Origin of the sequence: Pseudoalteromonas denitrificans DSM 6059 (assembly GCF_900112265.1) — a bacterium.
GTDB lineage: Bacteria > Pseudomonadota > Gammaproteobacteria > Enterobacterales > Alteromonadaceae > Pseudoalteromonas > Pseudoalteromonas denitrificans.
Genome location: NZ_FOLO01000017.1, coordinates 50,087 through 64,654, shown reverse-complemented (window position 1 = coordinate 64,654; position 14,568 = coordinate 50,087). Strand labels below are relative to the sequence as shown.

At 33.9% G+C, this 14,568-nt stretch carries 14 protein-coding genes; 8 read left to right on the top strand and 6 right to left on the bottom strand.

Annotated features, from left to right (window positions below; genetic code table 11):
• Positions 1–74: 74 nt before the first annotated feature.
• The 5 genes from BM088_RS12245 to BM088_RS12225 all read right to left on the bottom strand — a co-directional run bounded on the left by BM088_RS12245 (position 75) and on the right by BM088_RS12225 (position 5,428).
• Positions 75–1,604, bottom strand: coding sequence for a S10 family peptidase (locus BM088_RS12245; RefSeq protein ID WP_091984160.1), 1,530 nt, complete (start codon positions 1,602–1,604; stop codon positions 75–77).
• A 260-nt stretch (positions 1,605–1,864) separates the two neighbouring features.
• A complete protein-coding gene (locus tag BM088_RS12240) occupies positions 1,865–2,590 on the bottom strand; it encodes a LytR/AlgR family response regulator transcription factor (RefSeq protein ID WP_091984158.1) in 726 nt (241 codons plus the stop codon).
• Between the two features lie 7 nt (positions 2,591–2,597).
• Positions 2,598–3,149, bottom strand: a complete 552-nt coding sequence (locus tag BM088_RS12235) for a histidine kinase (protein ID WP_091984155.1) — start codon at positions 3,147–3,149, stop codon at positions 2,598–2,600.
• A gap of 133 nt (positions 3,150–3,282) precedes the next feature.
• Positions 3,283–4,344, bottom strand: a complete 1,062-nt coding sequence (locus tag BM088_RS12230; RefSeq protein ID WP_091984153.1) for a histidine kinase — start codon at positions 4,342–4,344, stop codon at positions 3,283–3,285.
• 4 nt (positions 4,345–4,348) lie between these two features.
• Positions 4,349–5,428, bottom strand: a complete 1,080-nt coding sequence (locus BM088_RS12225; RefSeq protein WP_091984152.1) for a sensor histidine kinase — start codon at positions 5,426–5,428, stop codon at positions 4,349–4,351.
• Between the two features lie 358 nt (positions 5,429–5,786).
• On the opposite strand from BM088_RS12225, the gene BM088_RS12220 reads away from it, so the two are divergent.
• From BM088_RS12220 to BM088_RS12200, 5 genes are all read left to right on the top strand, one after another.
• Complete coding sequence (locus tag BM088_RS12220; protein ID WP_091984149.1) at positions 5,787–6,125, top strand: P-II family nitrogen regulator; 339 nt, start codon at positions 5,787–5,789, stop codon at positions 6,123–6,125.
• A gap of 11 nt (positions 6,126–6,136) precedes the next feature.
• Positions 6,137–7,378 (top strand): ammonium transporter, encoded by a 1,242-nt coding sequence (locus BM088_RS12215; protein ID WP_091984147.1) that lies wholly within the window; start codon positions 6,137–6,139, stop codon positions 7,376–7,378.
• 274 nt (positions 7,379–7,652) lie between these two features.
• Positions 7,653–9,182, top strand: coding sequence for a caspase family protein (locus BM088_RS12210; protein WP_218156514.1), 1,530 nt, complete (start codon positions 7,653–7,655; stop codon positions 9,180–9,182).
• A 27-nt stretch (positions 9,183–9,209) separates the two neighbouring features.
• Positions 9,210–10,472: an autotransporter outer membrane beta-barrel domain-containing protein gene (locus BM088_RS12205; protein ID WP_091984142.1), complete on the top strand. Its 1,263-nt coding sequence runs from the start codon at positions 9,210–9,212 to the stop codon at positions 10,470–10,472.
• Positions 10,473–10,545: 73 nt separating this feature from the next.
• Positions 10,546–11,379, top strand: coding sequence for a DUF4384 domain-containing protein (locus tag BM088_RS12200; RefSeq protein WP_177208031.1), 834 nt, complete (start codon positions 10,546–10,548; stop codon positions 11,377–11,379).
• A 27-nt stretch (positions 11,380–11,406) separates the two neighbouring features.
• On the opposite strand, the gene BM088_RS12195 is transcribed toward BM088_RS12200, so the two are convergent.
• A complete protein-coding gene (locus BM088_RS12195; protein WP_091984136.1) occupies positions 11,407–11,721 on the bottom strand; it encodes an antibiotic biosynthesis monooxygenase family protein in 315 nt (104 codons plus the stop codon).
• Positions 11,722–11,823: 102 nt separating this feature from the next.
• On the opposite strand from BM088_RS12195, the gene BM088_RS12190 reads away from it, so the two are divergent.
• The 3 genes from BM088_RS12190 to arsJ all read left to right on the top strand — a co-directional run bounded on the left by BM088_RS12190 (position 11,824) and on the right by arsJ (position 14,567).
• On the top strand, positions 11,824–12,156 hold the full coding sequence (locus BM088_RS12190) for an ArsR/SmtB family transcription factor (RefSeq protein ID WP_091984133.1): 333 nt from the start codon (positions 11,824–11,826) through the stop codon (positions 12,154–12,156).
• A 9-nt stretch (positions 12,157–12,165) separates the two neighbouring features.
• On the top strand, positions 12,166–13,170 hold the full coding sequence (locus BM088_RS12185) for an ArsJ-associated glyceraldehyde-3-phosphate dehydrogenase (protein ID WP_091984131.1): 1,005 nt from the start codon (positions 12,166–12,168) through the stop codon (positions 13,168–13,170).
• 209 nt (positions 13,171–13,379) lie between these two features.
• A complete protein-coding gene (gene arsJ / locus BM088_RS12180; protein WP_091984128.1) occupies positions 13,380–14,567 on the top strand; it encodes an organoarsenical effux MFS transporter ArsJ in 1,188 nt (395 codons plus the stop codon).
• The last annotated feature ends 1 nt before the right edge of the window (position 14,568 follow it).

Here is a 14,568-nt window from a genome sequence, read left to right as displayed (position 1 = left end):
TATCAATTTTAAAAACGAAAGCTGACAAATTATCAGCTTTAGCTTGGTTTAAATTGAAATCCGGTTATCTATTTTTATTGGTATTTAGCAGAGGCTCCATTTTTAGGTAAAGATGACTCTATAAACTCTCTTAGATCTTGATTTGAGCTTTTTAAATCGGCGCGGCGTAAATACATCATATGTCCACTTCTATAACCTTTAAAGCTAAGTCTGTCTTTCATTTTTCCGCTAGGGTCTAGCTGCCATAAAGTATATTTAGCATCAAAATAATTTGTTGCACCATCGTAATACCCTGATTGAATCATGACATTTAAATATGGATTCTGTGCCATAGCTTGGCGTAGGTTTTCACCTGTCTTATTTCGAGTGCGATCCCATGGATGTACAGAACCAAACATATTGTATTTAAGATCAGTTTTGTAATTTAACTCTTCTCGTAAGTAATAATTAATGGCTGGTGTAAATGAATGTAACCAAGATGTCAGCTCTGCTGAATAGTCAGGGCTTTCCCCCGAATCTCGTTTATCTATCCCAAGATATCGGGAATCTAATCTGCCTATCGTTATGCCTTTATCTCGTAGTAGTTCTTTCCAGAAAAATGAAGCTGGGATATCTAAGTTATTTTGGGCTACAAATTTTTCTGAAAGCCCTGAGTAATATGCCATTTTAGAAATCACTTTTTCTTTTTCATCAGCAGAAATAAAACCACCTTTAGCAATCGCGGGGATCAGTTTATTAATTGTAAACGCTTCAACTTCAGGTAAAAGTTTTTCTAAATCTTTATTTTGTAAATCATTTGAAAGTGCTTTGTGATACCACGCAGCAGCCGTAAAATAAGGCAGTCGATTAGCGGCTTTAACTGGTCCGTCGCGTTTTATGCCTATATCAGTAGGGGAAACTAATATGACACCATTAAGATACATCCATTGATTGTTCTGTAATTCGAGTGCTAAACCGGAAACGCGTGTTGTACCATAGCTTTCACCTATTAAAAACTTTGGTGATAACCAAAGATCATGACGACTCACAAAGGTATTGATCCATTGTGCTAAGTATTTCACATCGGCGTTTATACCAAAAAATAATTCTTTTTGTTTTTCTTTTGAAGGTAATTCACCTTTTTCATTTTCTAAAACACGTGAAAACCCCGTGTTGACTGGATTGACATATAAAATATCTGCAATATCTAATACAGAAAAAGGGTTGTCTTGTACGCCATATGGTTGCACAGGATACCCTTCATTATCGATGTTTAAAACGCGAGGGCCTGTATAAGCCAAATGCATCCAAACAGAAGCTGAACCTGGACCTCCATTAAATGAAATTAAAAGGGGGCGCTTAGCTTTATCTTTAACTCCTTTTTTTTGGTAATAGCTATAATGTAAACTTGCAATTGCTTTGCCTTTATCATCCCAAACGGGTTGTGTTCCTGTTGTGGTTTTATAAGTTATTTTTTTGTCTAAAATTTTAACTTTATGTTCGGTCACAATTGAGTTGTCGACTTCAATATATCTGTTGTTATTTTCTTTATCATTTTCAGTCGCTGCATAAGCTGAATTTATTATGCATAAAACTAAAAAACTGATGCCTGTAACCAGTTTCATGGTATTTCCTAATTGATTTTAATATTTCATAGCATGCTAGATTTGGCTCATAACCGCAAAACCCTTGAGACCGACAACCAATAAATACGTTAAACTTAGAGTTCAACTTATTGTTTAATAAATTGTGTTACAACAAAATAGAGTTAACTTATGGTGATTGTTTTTTTTTTGATTTTTTATTTTGAAATGGCTTGAGTGTAATACAGAAAAAATATGATTTTCTCTGTATTACACATTTAAAACTTTTTGCGGGCCTAAGATTAAAGCTGAGTAAACTCTAAAAGTTGTTTTAGTTTTGTTGCTTGGCGACGAGAAATTTCAATAGTTTGGCCATTGGTAAGTTTTGCTTCTAAGCCATAACTAATAGCTTGCTCCATGCTTTCAATGGCATCTAAACGAATTATATCTGATCTGCTGGCTCTAAAGTAATGATTTGTATCTAACTTAGCTTCGATCTTATTTAAAGAGCTGTGTAAAAAAGCCTTGCCGTGAGGTGTGTAAATAGCAGCATGATTACCTATAGACTCAAAACGAATAATATCGCTTAATGGAATAATGCGCATTGTTTCCCCATATTTAACCATTAATTTATGATCATCTGGTAAGCCTGTTTGCTTTTTAGCTTGCTCAAGGCGGGTCTCTAATTTAATTAAGCTTTCAGCTAACCTTTGTGGGTTTACGGGTTTTACTAAATAATCCATGGCATTTAATGAAAATGCATCCACTGCAAACTGATCATAAGCCGTACAAAATATGATGTTAACGTCATCACCAAGAGATTCGGCTAATTCTAACCCTGTGGAGCCTGGCATATGAATATCTAAAAAAATAGCATCAGGGGTGTGCTCTTTTATTTTAATTGCGGCTTCGTCAGCATTTTTAGCTTCATCAATAATTTCGATATTTGTGTGTTTTGATAATAGGCGTTTTAGTTCATTTCGGGCTAAACGTTCATCATCTACAATGATTACTTTTATTGTGGTCATGTTTTATTTAAAGCTTATCTAGCTTTAACTCCATCTTGTAGCTGTTAGGGGTTAATTCTTGGTTTAATTGGTATTTAACAATGCCATCTAATGGAGTCAGTTCATTGCTAAAATTAATGTTACCTTGTTTTAATTTTGGTGATTGTTCTAAGCATAACGAAAATAATAAACCTGAATCTATTTTAGTACAGACTAAACTTAGTGTATTTTCAAAGACTGAGTACACATCTTTTTCATGCAATAATTTTTCAACTATTGGTAATAAGATAGAGCAGGGAAGTTTAAAGTCATTTCCAATTTCAGTGCCTTTCAGTGTGATATTTATTCTTTCTTCTAATCTGAGTTTTTCAAGGCTTAAATATTGTGTGATATGACTTAGTTCTTCTGCGATAGATGTGGCTATTTTCCCATCAGATAATTTGTATCGTAATAGATGCGCGAGTTCACTAAGTAGTTCACTGGCTTTTTCTTGATCTTCAAAAATAGTATAGCGAATAGCATTCATACTATTAAATATGAAATGTGGATTAAGTGCAGAGTCAGGTTGTTTATTGAACATAAATAGCTTTATCCATATTTTCTCAAAATTGTACTGCGAATGCGTTTTTTATTTAAAACTCAGTCTAAATTTAAAATTGCTAATTTCCAAATGTTAAATGATAAATGGCTAATATCGGTGTTTAATGGTTTTGTCATATTAAAGGTAATAACAAAATGAGTTTATGGCTTTGCCTATCTTTTTTCACTAATAATGTTGCTTTGTTTTGGTACATTTGCTTTAACCTAAGACGTAAGTTCTTTAAATAACTGATATCTGTTTGATATTTTTTTGCTGATGTATGTAACATTTCAATTTGATAATGTTTATCTATGATACCCCCTTGAATGGTTAATGCATGTGTTTGGCTTTTTGCATTGTTTAAAATATGAGATAACATAAAAATCATGCTCATAGCCGGTAAATTAGGAATATCTTCTTGGTTATTGAGTGAAATATGTATGTCATTGGGTGAGCGTTTTTGTTCTTTTAATAAATTTAAGTAGTTATTCAAGCTATTTAATTCTTGCTCAATATTGGCATGATTTGCCTTACTTGATATTAAGTTATATCTAAATAGCTCAGATGCCTGAGTGACTATATTTGCTGCTAGTTCTGTATCTTTATCGATCGCTATTTTAATTGCGTCCATCGTTGCATATAAAAACTCTGGATTGATTTGATTGAGTAACAGTTTTAATTCTTGGCTATCGTTTTGTTCCTTTAGTTTTTTGTAGAATCGGCTGGAAGAGATAAAACTATAAATTATAAGCCAAGTAGAAAATGCAACCCAGTAGGAAATCCAGACATTTAATAACTTTATTGATAATGACATACCCTGTGTATGTTTAAAAAAAACGAGTTCAAAAATGTCATTAAAGCTATAAGGTGTTGGGCCAAAAAGGAAGTATCCTGCATCAATTAATAAATAAACCGCAGTTGAAGCGAATGAGTTTATTATTAACCACAAAATATTTTTGAAAAGATTATTATTTTTCTGTTCTGCGTATTTGTAAATACCTCTAGCAATAAAATGACAGCTAAAAAACAAACCAAAAACACTGATGCCAGTGTAAGAAATAATATATGCATGATCTGCTATGGGCGATAGCATTTTTAAATTAGAAAAGGTTTGGCTAATAGCATAAAACAATATGAATAAGCCTTGGTATTTCCAGTAGTTTTTACCAACACTTGTGATATAAGTGAACTTCATGCAGTTAGCCTTTTAATGGCAAAGTAAGTATTGCAGAGAAAGAGTCAGGTGTTTTATTGATATCTATACTGGCATTTTCACCATACATAAGATTTAACCTTTGTTTTAAATTTGTCAGGCCAGTTCCTGTTCCAGGTGCTTTATAACTACCGTGGTAAAGCGGATTTGTTACAGCTAAATGCCAATATGTATCGGTTTGATATGTTTTTATCGTGAGTAAGCTTTGCTCTACCCTAGGCGCTATGCCATGTTTTATGGCATTTTCTAATAATGTAAGCAATCCCATGGTAGGCACTTGTAAAGTTAAAGTATCAGGTTCAATAAATATTTCGATTAAAAGGCGTTCTTCTAATCTGGTTTGTTCTATATCTAGATAGAACTCACAAACTCGCAGCTCGTCTTCTAATGATTCTGTGATCTTTTGATTTGAGCTTAAATTATATCTAAATAGCTCTGTAAGTTTATCAACAAGTTCTTTTGCTAACTGTTTATCTTCAAAAATCATTCCACGAATACTATTCATTGAATTAAATAAAAAATGTGGATTTAGTTGGCTCATAAGTAAAGCAAGCTGGCCAGATTTCACCTTTTCTTTTATTTGTATTCGGCTTCTCATGCTTGTTAAGAAGAAATAAAATGTGCTCCAGCTGCCATATAAAAAGGTAACACCTAATAAAGATGCGAGTATTTGTGTAAATCTCCATCTAGGTGTATCAGCGCCTAACTCATTTAAATAGTATTTATATTCTGTTCCTAAGCGTAGTGCTTTAGTTGTTTCATCTAGTGCAGGAGTAAGCCAAGCTTGTAAATTGACTGTTAAAGCAACGTCTATTAAACATGACAGTAAAATACAGATAACAACAGTCGCAAATAGCTTTTTTCCTGCTATCGCTGCGTGTTGTTGATATTTTACCGCTGCTCGGATCACAAAATGTGTTAAACATATGAATATGGCTGCATTTATAATAAAAAGTGTGAATACAGCCCACTCAGGATAAAGAGAAAATTTGTAATGTCTTGCTGGCGTAAATTGAACTGCAAATAACAAACATGCTGCTATTGCCTGAATGATCCAGTAACTCATTAAAAATTAGAATCCTTTTATTTTTATTATCAGGTGTATTTGAAACCCAAATGCTATTCATTGCTAATGAAATGTTTTGCTAAATAATGCCATATCCCACCTTGTTTGTATCTGAATTCCTAATTTCATTATCAATTTATTGCACCAATGGTGTTTTTTTATGCATCTAATTGGTGCAACTTAAAGTTTTTAAGTATTCAACTACATCTTAACCGGTTGAAAATATACTGCTTTTAGTTGTGGCATAAAGGTTGGATTAGTTAAATCAATAATACAGTTAGTTACAAAATAATTAAAAGTTAATAACTAAAACTCAAGTGCAGGTAAGTGATGCTCATTGAGAATAAGGGGATTTATCATGAAAATGATCAGTGCAATTATTAAGCCTTTCAAACTTGATGATGTTAGAGAGGCGCTTTCAGATTTAGGTATAGAGGGCATGACAGTTGTTGATGTTAAGGGATTTGGGCGTCAACGTGGTCATACTGAACTTTACCGTGGAGCAGAATATCAAGTTGATTTTATTCCAAAAATAAAACTAGAAATAGCAACTCGCAGTGAAAATGTTGAACGTGTTATTGAGGTTATAACGAGTGTTGCTTCAACTGGAAAAATTGGTGATGGCAAAATATTTGTTTATGACTTAGAGCAAATTGTACGTATTCGCACTGGTGAATTAGATGATGAAGCGATTTAGGGGATAAGATAATGGAAAACACAGTATTAGAACTCAAATTTGCCTTAGATACTTTTTACTTTTTAATATCAGGGATCTTAGTGATGTGGATGGCAGCAGGTTTTGCCATGTTAGAGGCGGGTTTAGTTCGCTCTAAAAACACCACTGAAATATTAACAAAAAATATTGTTTTATATGCGATAGCCTGCACTATGTTTTTATTGGTGGGTTATAACATTATGTATGTTGATAATATGAGTGGCGGTATTATTCCTAGTTTTGGTGGTTTGATGGGAACACAAGCTAAGGATGCAACACACTCTCTCGAATCTGACTTTTTCTTTCAAGTTGTTTTTGTAGCAACAGCTATGTCAATTGTCTCGGGTGCTGTGGCTGAGCGTATGAAATTGTGGTCATTCTTGGTTTTTACTGTTGTATTAACGGGTTTTATATATCCGCTAGAAGGTTACTGGACTTGGGGGGGCGGTTTTTTATCAACATTAAGTTCTGAGTCAGGCACTGGTTTTGTTGATTTTGCAGGTTCTGGCATAGTACATATGGCAGGTGCAGCTGCTGCATTATCGGGGGTTATTTTATTAGGCGCTCGTAGAGGTAAATACGGTAAAAATGGTGCTATCTATCCGATCCCAGGTTCTAATTTGCCGCTTGCTACTTTAGGCACATTTATTTTGTGGATGGGTTGGTTTGGTTTTAATGGTGGTTCACAATTACTTTTATCTGATATGGAAAATGCATCTGCAATTGGTAAAATTATGGTTAATACCAATGCAGCAGCTGCTGCAGGCGCAATTGCAGCATTACTTGTATGTAAATTACAGTGGGGTAAAGCTGATTTAACTATGGTACTTAATGGTGCATTAGCAGGTTTAGTTGTTATTACAGCCGATCCAGCATCCCCTTCACCTGTTTTATCACTATTATTAGGTGCTTTAGGGGGATCTCTCGTTGTATTGAGTATTGTAATGTTAGACAAAATCAAAATTGATGACCCTGTTGGTGCAATTTCAGTTCACGGTGTATGTGGTATTTTAGGTTTATTATTAGTGCCCGTGTCAAATGCGGATGCCACGCTAGTAAATCAGTTAATTGGCATTGTATGTATATTTAGTTTTGTATTTGTGACTTCATTTATTACTTGGATGATTATTAAAAAAACGATGGGAATACGTGTTGGTGAAGAGGAAGAGCTTAATGGTATGGATCAACATGATTGTGGTATTGATGCCTATCCCGAATTTGTAACTATGCGATAAAAAGTTTCACGTTTAAAAAATCCCTGCAATGTATTGTAGGGATTTTTTTATACTTGTATTTTGAAAGACTCTGAAGATATAACTAAAAAATAAAATAACGACTAAACTGAATGTGGTGCTCTCGTCACATGTATTGGTCAAAGGCAAAATGAATTTTAAATGTTACTTTTCTTCTTTTCCTACCATTAGCTTTATTTTGCTAACGTATTTTTTGTATTTTATATCCTTCTCACTGCATGCTCAATCTAATGAAAAGCAACAAATAGCTTCATTTATGGTAGTTGATTGTTTATTACCTAGCCAAGTGAGACGCTTAGGATCAATGACCTATGCTGCTGCTCGTAAAGCAATTAAAACCAGTGCCAGTGAATGTGAAATAAGAGGTGGTGAATATGTTGCTTTTGATAGAGCCAATAATGCAAGTACATTAAAAGTTTGGTTACCGTTAGCTAAAGAAGGAGATGCCAAAGCACAAACTTATTTAGGAGAAATGTATGAGAAAGGCTTAGGCATAGAACCTGATTTTATCAGTGCTGCTCACTGGTATTTAAAAGCTGCAGAGCAAGGTTTTTCACGTGCGCAGATTAACCTAGGTCATTTATTTGAGCAAGGCCTTGGCTTAATGCAAGATAAAAAAATGGCACTATTTTGGTATCAGCAAGCATCAAATATTAAAGGCGTATCACCGCAATTAAAATCTAAAATAAAACCTCATAATGCAAATGCGACAATATTAATTATAGAGCCTGAATTAGATCAAAGAGGTATTAGAATTGTTACTTCAAAACCAAATGAACCAGCAAAAGAAACTTTAATTATAGGGCAAGTGCAGTCTCCTCATGCTATTAAGCAAGTTTTGATCAATCAAAAGCCAGTAAAGTTAATGGGTTCAATGTTTAAAGGGTACGTTTTATCAAATTTAGTTGATATAAAAATTACAGCGATTGATGAATTTAACAATAAAAGCATGCTGACATTTCCTTTAAACCAGTCTAGTCAAAATATAGCGTTACAAGAGTACAAAGAATTGGGCATGATATTTAATCAAAAAAACTATAACCAAAAAAAATATCATGCTTTGATCATAGGCAATAATAATTATAAAAGTTTACCTATTTTAAATACTGCGACTAAAGATGCCAAAGCTATCAATCAGGTATTAAAAAGCTTATATGGTTTCTCTACAACCATGATGATAGATGTTGACAGGTACCAAATAGTGTCGGCATTAAATGATCTTAAACAGAACTTTTCAGATGATACACATTTATTAATTTATTATGCGGGACACGGACAGTTAGACAATATTAATAGAAGGGGCTATTGGTTACCCATAGACGCAGAGCTAAACAGCCCTGCTAATTGGATTTCAAACATTATGGTGACGGATATGTTAAATATCATGCCTGCTAAACAACTATTGATCATTGCTGACTCGTGTTATTCCGGCATGATGTCGCGTTCAGCTCTTGGTGTGATTGATAATGCAACTAAAATAAATAATAAACTTGAGCTGCTTAATTCTTTATCGGATGCCAAAAGTCGTATTGCTTTTACTTCGGGTGGTATTGCGCCTGTACTAGATAGTATAAATGGTGAAAATTCTGTTTTTGCTGCTGAACTTATTCAAGCCCTAAAAAATAATAAAGGTGTTTTGACTGGCTATGCGCTTTTTCAAGCTATTTTACCTCATGTAAAGTCGAATGTGAGCAAAGTTGGTTTTGAGCAAGTACCTGAATATGCACCTTTAAAATTTGCAGGCCATGAAACAGGTGATTTTGTATTTTATAAGTTAATAAATTGATGCATCAAAAATTTTAGGAGAATTATTATGATTGTTAAAAAACAAGATGTAATGGCTTTTATGTTTATTGGTTTTTCGAGTATGTATTTCATACCAGTACAAGCTGCATCGCCTGAATTTCAAGATTTTTTATTTGTAGCTTGTAACACAGCGCAAACGGGATCAGATCTTGATAAACGTTGTAATGTAGATTCTCAAAATGGTGATTTGTCAGGAGATAGTGAAGACTCTTTAAATCCAACTCAGTCTTTAAGTAACATGGCAAATGCACTGGCTCAAACACGCTCCAGAATAAAAGCTTTGCAAGAAAAGATGAAACAGCAAAGAGATAAAAATAAAACAAGTATGAAACAGGCGCAACACTCTCAAAGTACAATGGATAGATTTCAATTAGCTGGTATCAGTTTATTATTCGGTGGTGGAAACTCAGATTTAGAGCATGAATTAACGGAGTTAGAGAGAGGTTACAATACCGACTCTATTAAGTTTCAAGCAGGTGTTGATTATCGTTTAGCTGATGATTGGATTGTCGGTTCTATGCTCAGTTTTGAAAATGATGATACAAAATTTGACGCCGATTTAGCGGGACGTAATTTTGATCCTGGTAATACCGAGGGAGAAAGTTCGGCAGATACCATCAGCTTAAATTTGTTCACTACAAAAAATATAAATGAATCTTTTTATTTTGATGCGCTGATCTCTTATTCGTGGAGTGATTATAATTTTTCAAGAGTGGCATTATTTCAAGAAAGTACTAGAACAATTCCGACCTTAGATGTTGTCACTGACGCAGACTCCTCAGGTAAGCAGCTCGCTTTAGGGTTAGGTATTGGGTGGGACTATTCAATAAGTGGGCATAACTATCAAGCATATAGCAGAATTAATTACCAAAAGTCTAAAATAGATGCTTATTCAGAGACTGGCGGTTCAGGATTTGCGATGCAAGTAGCAGGTAAAAAAGAAAATGAAACACTCTTAACTTTAGGTTTAAAGTATTCTTACGCTATCAATACAAGTAGTGCTGTTATTGTACCTCAAATTTTTGCTGAATATGAAAACCTGCTTGAGTCTAAAAAGCAATCAACTCAATCTCGTTTTATTTCTGATACCAGTGGCGCTGAATTTACTGTTTTGGGTGATGAAATAGATAAACAATATGGTAGGGCTGGAATTGGGCTTGTCGCCGTTTTACCTAATGGTTGGACTATTTTTGCCAGTATTGATGAGGAGTTTAATAAAAACTTAATAGAGCAAATGCAATTTAATGCGGGTTTAAGATTGGAGTTTTAATAAAATGCGACCACAAATATTTATTTTAAAAAAGGAGCTTAACTTTTTTTTAATCAGACTTAACTGCTTGTGTATGCTTGTTTTATTTTTTCTATCTGTTGAAGTTATGTCCGCACAGTCATCTATCACAAAAGCACAAGGTGAGGCTTGTAAAACAGCAAAACACACTAAATTGCAGATAGAATCACAAGCCTTGTTAAATGCGAAAAGACAAGCTGTTGAATTTGCAAAAACATATGTAAAAGTTCAAACCCAAGTTACTAACTTTGAACTAGAAAAAGATATCATTAAATCATTTTCTGAGGCGGAGGTGAAAGTTTTATCTGTAAATAATAAAACTTGGGATGATAAACAAAGGTGTTATTCAATTTCAATTATGGCTGAAATTTTTCCTGTTTTATTATCTCAAGGTCAAGGTGACTTGTTAATGACCAATCCAACGGCACCTCTTACGGTGAAGGTTTGGACCGACCAGGCACAATACCACTTAGGCCAATATATGAAGATATATATAAAGGGAAATAAACCTTTTTACGGACGCTTAACCTATAAAGATGCCAGTGGTAATTTACTGCAAATACTCCCTAATGTAAATCGCAGTTCACATCACTTTAATGGCTCTGTTACATATCAAGTACCCGATATAAAAGATAACTTCGAGTTGCTAGTTGAGCCGCCTTTAGGTTTGGAGAAGTTGACGCTTTACGCAAGTACTGCGCCATTGGGGAAAATAGAAAAACAAGATATTGGTGGTATATATAAAATATCTCAAAGCCCTGAACAAGTCGGGTTTAAAACCCGAGGCATACGACTTATCACATCAAATAACAATAATAAAACTGGAAAGGCCAATATCGTTGCTGAATTTGATGAGGCATGGGTGAAAACTGAAATCATCAAAAATTAGTGTTTATGTCTTTTATCAAAATAAATATTATTCGTAGTCACGTTCAACTTTAGAGATTCTTGTTTTATAACTAGCGTACCATTTTTCGTAACCTAATTTTTGCGCTTTTAAATGTTCTATATTATTCTTCCAATTTTTTATTGATTCTAAATCTTGCCAATATGACACCGTAATGCCTAATGCTTCCCTTGCAGACTCTACTCCTAAAAAACCAGGTTGCTGTAGAGCAAGTTCCATCATTTTGTCGGCCATATCTGCATAACCTTCATGTGTTTTGGTGAGCGTTGAGCTAAAAATTACAGCGTAATAAGGCGGCTTTGGCGTCGTTGCAATTAATGTCATATTAAAAACTTAAGATTTTAATTAAATATATTTAAAAATAGTAATTGCAGTAATAAATATTTTCAATAGAATAACTGTATATTTGCTTATCCGTATATACAGATGTTGGAAAAAATATCACAATTTTATAAAACGTGCAGTGAGCCCGTTCGGCTTAGAATTTTAAATATATTGTTAAATAATCAAAAAGTATGTGTATGTGACCTAGTTTCTAGTTTGGCATTACAGCAAAGCATGATCAGTCGGCATTTAACGTATTTAAAAAATGCAGAAGTGGTGACTGTAAGCCGTTCAGGTACCTGGCGTTATTATGAAATAAACAATCAGTTGCCAGCTGATAAACTTGCAGTTCTCGATATATTGAAAAAACAACTAGTAAATGATGAGCTATGTTGTGCTGATATTAATCAATTTAAAATAAGTTGTTGTGAATAAGGATTTAAAATGAAAGTTGCTATTAATGGTTTTGGTCGTATGGGGAAGTTACTTGCGCGTTTATTAATATCACAAGGCGCACATGAAATTGTATATATTAATGATCCTGCTTGTGATGCTAAAACAGTTGCGCATTTATTAGCTTTTGATTCAGTGCAAGGGCGCTTTAAAGACAATGAAGTTACAGCGTCTGACTCTGAGGTGTTAATAAAAGATCAGAGTATTAAAATCATGACCTTATCCGAATTAAGTGATTTACCAGTCGATAATATAGACTTATTAATTGAGTGTTCTGGTAAATATCGAAAATCTGCATTATTTCAAAACTTATTAAATAAAGGCTTAAAAAAAGTATTGGTTTCATGCCCAGTTAAAGATGATGGGGCAATTAATTTAGTTTATGGCGTAAATCATCAAGATTATGATACTCACTTACATAATGTGATCACTGCGGCTTCTTGTACTACCAATTGTTTGGCTCCTGTGATTAAAGTATTAAAAGAATCTGTAGGTATAAAGCATGGTTCTATGACAACGATTCACGATATTACTAATACTCAAACAATTGTTGATAAAGCACACAAAGATTTACGCAGAGCCCGTGCATGCGGGGAGTCGTTAATTCCAACTAGTTCAGGATCAACAACTGCAATTATGACAATATTTCCAGAGCTTCAAGGTAAACTTGATGGGTTAGCTGTACGTGTGCCTTTACTCAGTGGTTCGTTAGTTGATTTAGTAATAGAAACTGAAAAAGAAACTTCAATTGAACAAATTAATCAATTATTTGATGATGCAAAAAAAGGCGAGTTAAAAGGTATTTTAGATATTGAATATCGTCCACTTGTTTCTGTTGATTTTGTTGGCGATCAGCATAGTGCGATTGTTGATGGTTTATCTACTCAAGTAATTAATAAAACGATGGTTAAAGTTTTAGCATGGTACGACAATGAAATGAACTATGTGAGTCGTATGCAAGATATTGTTGATTTAATTGAGCAACAAACTCATTAGTTAAAGAGTCGGTATGAAACAAAGTATTAAAGATTATATGTGGATCACATCAGCTGTATCTTGAAAGGTTTATTTTAGTAAAGTTCCGTTGTTTAATTTTAAAGAGTCGGTACGAAACAAAGCATTAAAGATTATATATGAGTCATGTCTGTTGTATTTGTAAAAGTTTATTTTATTAAAGTTCCGTTGTTTAATTTTAAAGAGTCGGTATGAAACAAAGTATTAAAGATTATATGTGGATCACAACAGCGTACTGGGGATTCACACTAACGGATGGTGCACTTCGCATGCTGGTGGTTTTGTATTTTCATCAGCTAGGTTATAGCCCTTTAGAAGTTGCCTCGTTATTTTTATTTTATGAATTTTTTGGCATCATCACCAATTTATTTGGCGGCTGGTTAGGTGCTCGTTTTGGTTTAAAGAGCACTTTATTTAGTGGTTTAGCACTACAAATTTTGGCCCTTAGTTTATTAGCACAAACACAATGGCTGAGTGTTGCTTTTGTTATGATTATGCAAGCAATATCGGGTATTGCTAAAGACTTAAATAAAATGAGTGCTAAAACAGCGATTAAGCAATTAGTGCCTGAAGAAGATGGTTCAACTTTATTTAAATGGGTGAGTTTATTAACTGGCTCTAAAAATGCGTTAAAGGGAGTTGGTTTCTTTTTAGGCGGGTTATTATTAAGTGTATTTGGTTATCAAAACTCACTTTATTTAATGGTTTTAGGATTATCCTTAGTCACGCTACTGTGTGTTTTAAATTTAAAATCTAGCTTAAAAGCTAAAAAGTATAAGGCTAAATTCAATGAACTTTTTTCTAAAAGTAGTTCAATAAATCTACTGTCAGCTGCAAGGTTTTTTTTATTTAGTGCACGAGATGTATGGTTTGTTGTCGCTTTACCGGTATTTTTAATTTCAGAGCTTAAATGGCAGCATGGCTCAGTGGGTATTTTAATGGCAGCCTGGGTCATTTTATATGGCATAGTGCAATCACTTTCACCAAAACTGCTTGGATTTAAAATCCAGCACCCGAATGCTAAAACAGCGGTTAAAAGTGCCACTGCCTTATTGGTTGCGCCCCTGAGCATGATAGTTGCGAGTTACTTGGGGTTGTCGGCACAAAATGTTGTTGTCATAGGTCTACTGTTTTTTGCAATTGTTTTTGCGATTAACTCAGCGGTACATTCTTTTTTGATAGTACATTATGCAAATAATGAGAATGCCTCATTAGATGTCGGTTTTTATTATATGGCAAATGCAGGTGGTAGATTATTTGGCACTATTTTGTCTGGATTATTGTATCAAAAGTTTGGTTTTCAAAGCACGATTTGGACAAGTTTATTGCTCATTGCCATGTGTGTATCGATCAGCTTTAAATTAGCCCGTAAAAAATAAA

Bases quoted from the DNA above. Each gene is read 5' to 3' on its own strand.
- BM088_RS12235 (WP_091984155.1), bottom strand. From the start codon at position 3,149: ATGTTCAATAAACAACCTGACTCTGCACTTAATCCACATTTCATATTT.
- BM088_RS12225 (WP_091984152.1), bottom strand. From the start codon at position 5,428: ATGAGTTACTGGATCATTCAGGCAATAGCAGCATGTTTGTTATTTGCA.
- BM088_RS12190 (WP_091984133.1), top strand. From the start codon at position 11,824: ATGTTGGAAAAAATATCACAATTTTATAAAACGTGCAGTGAGCCCGTT.
- BM088_RS12195 (WP_091984136.1), bottom strand. From the start codon at position 11,721: ATGACATTAATTGCAACGACGCCAAAGCCGCCTTATTACGCTGTAATT.
- arsJ (WP_091984128.1), top strand. From the start codon at position 13,380: ATGAAACAAAGTATTAAAGATTATATGTGGATCACAACAGCGTACTGG.
- BM088_RS12245 (WP_091984160.1), bottom strand. From the start codon at position 1,604: ATGAAACTGGTTACAGGCATCAGTTTTTTAGTTTTATGCATAATAAAT.
- BM088_RS12200 (WP_177208031.1), top strand. From the start codon at position 10,546: ATGCTTGTTTTATTTTTTCTATCTGTTGAAGTTATGTCCGCACAGTCA.
- BM088_RS12185 (WP_091984131.1), top strand. From the start codon at position 12,166: ATGAAAGTTGCTATTAATGGTTTTGGTCGTATGGGGAAGTTACTTGCG.
- BM088_RS12220 (WP_091984149.1), top strand. From the start codon at position 5,787: ATGAAAATGATCAGTGCAATTATTAAGCCTTTCAAACTTGATGATGTT.
- BM088_RS12240 (WP_091984158.1), bottom strand. From the start codon at position 2,590: ATGACCACAATAAAAGTAATCATTGTAGATGATGAACGTTTAGCCCGA.
- BM088_RS12230 (WP_091984153.1), bottom strand. From the start codon at position 4,344: ATGAAGTTCACTTATATCACAAGTGTTGGTAAAAACTACTGGAAATAC.
- BM088_RS12215 (WP_091984147.1), top strand. From the start codon at position 6,137: ATGGAAAACACAGTATTAGAACTCAAATTTGCCTTAGATACTTTTTAC.
- BM088_RS12210 (WP_218156514.1), top strand. From the start codon at position 7,653: ATGGTAGTTGATTGTTTATTACCTAGCCAAGTGAGACGCTTAGGATCA.
- BM088_RS12205 (WP_091984142.1), top strand. From the start codon at position 9,210: ATGATTGTTAAAAAACAAGATGTAATGGCTTTTATGTTTATTGGTTTT.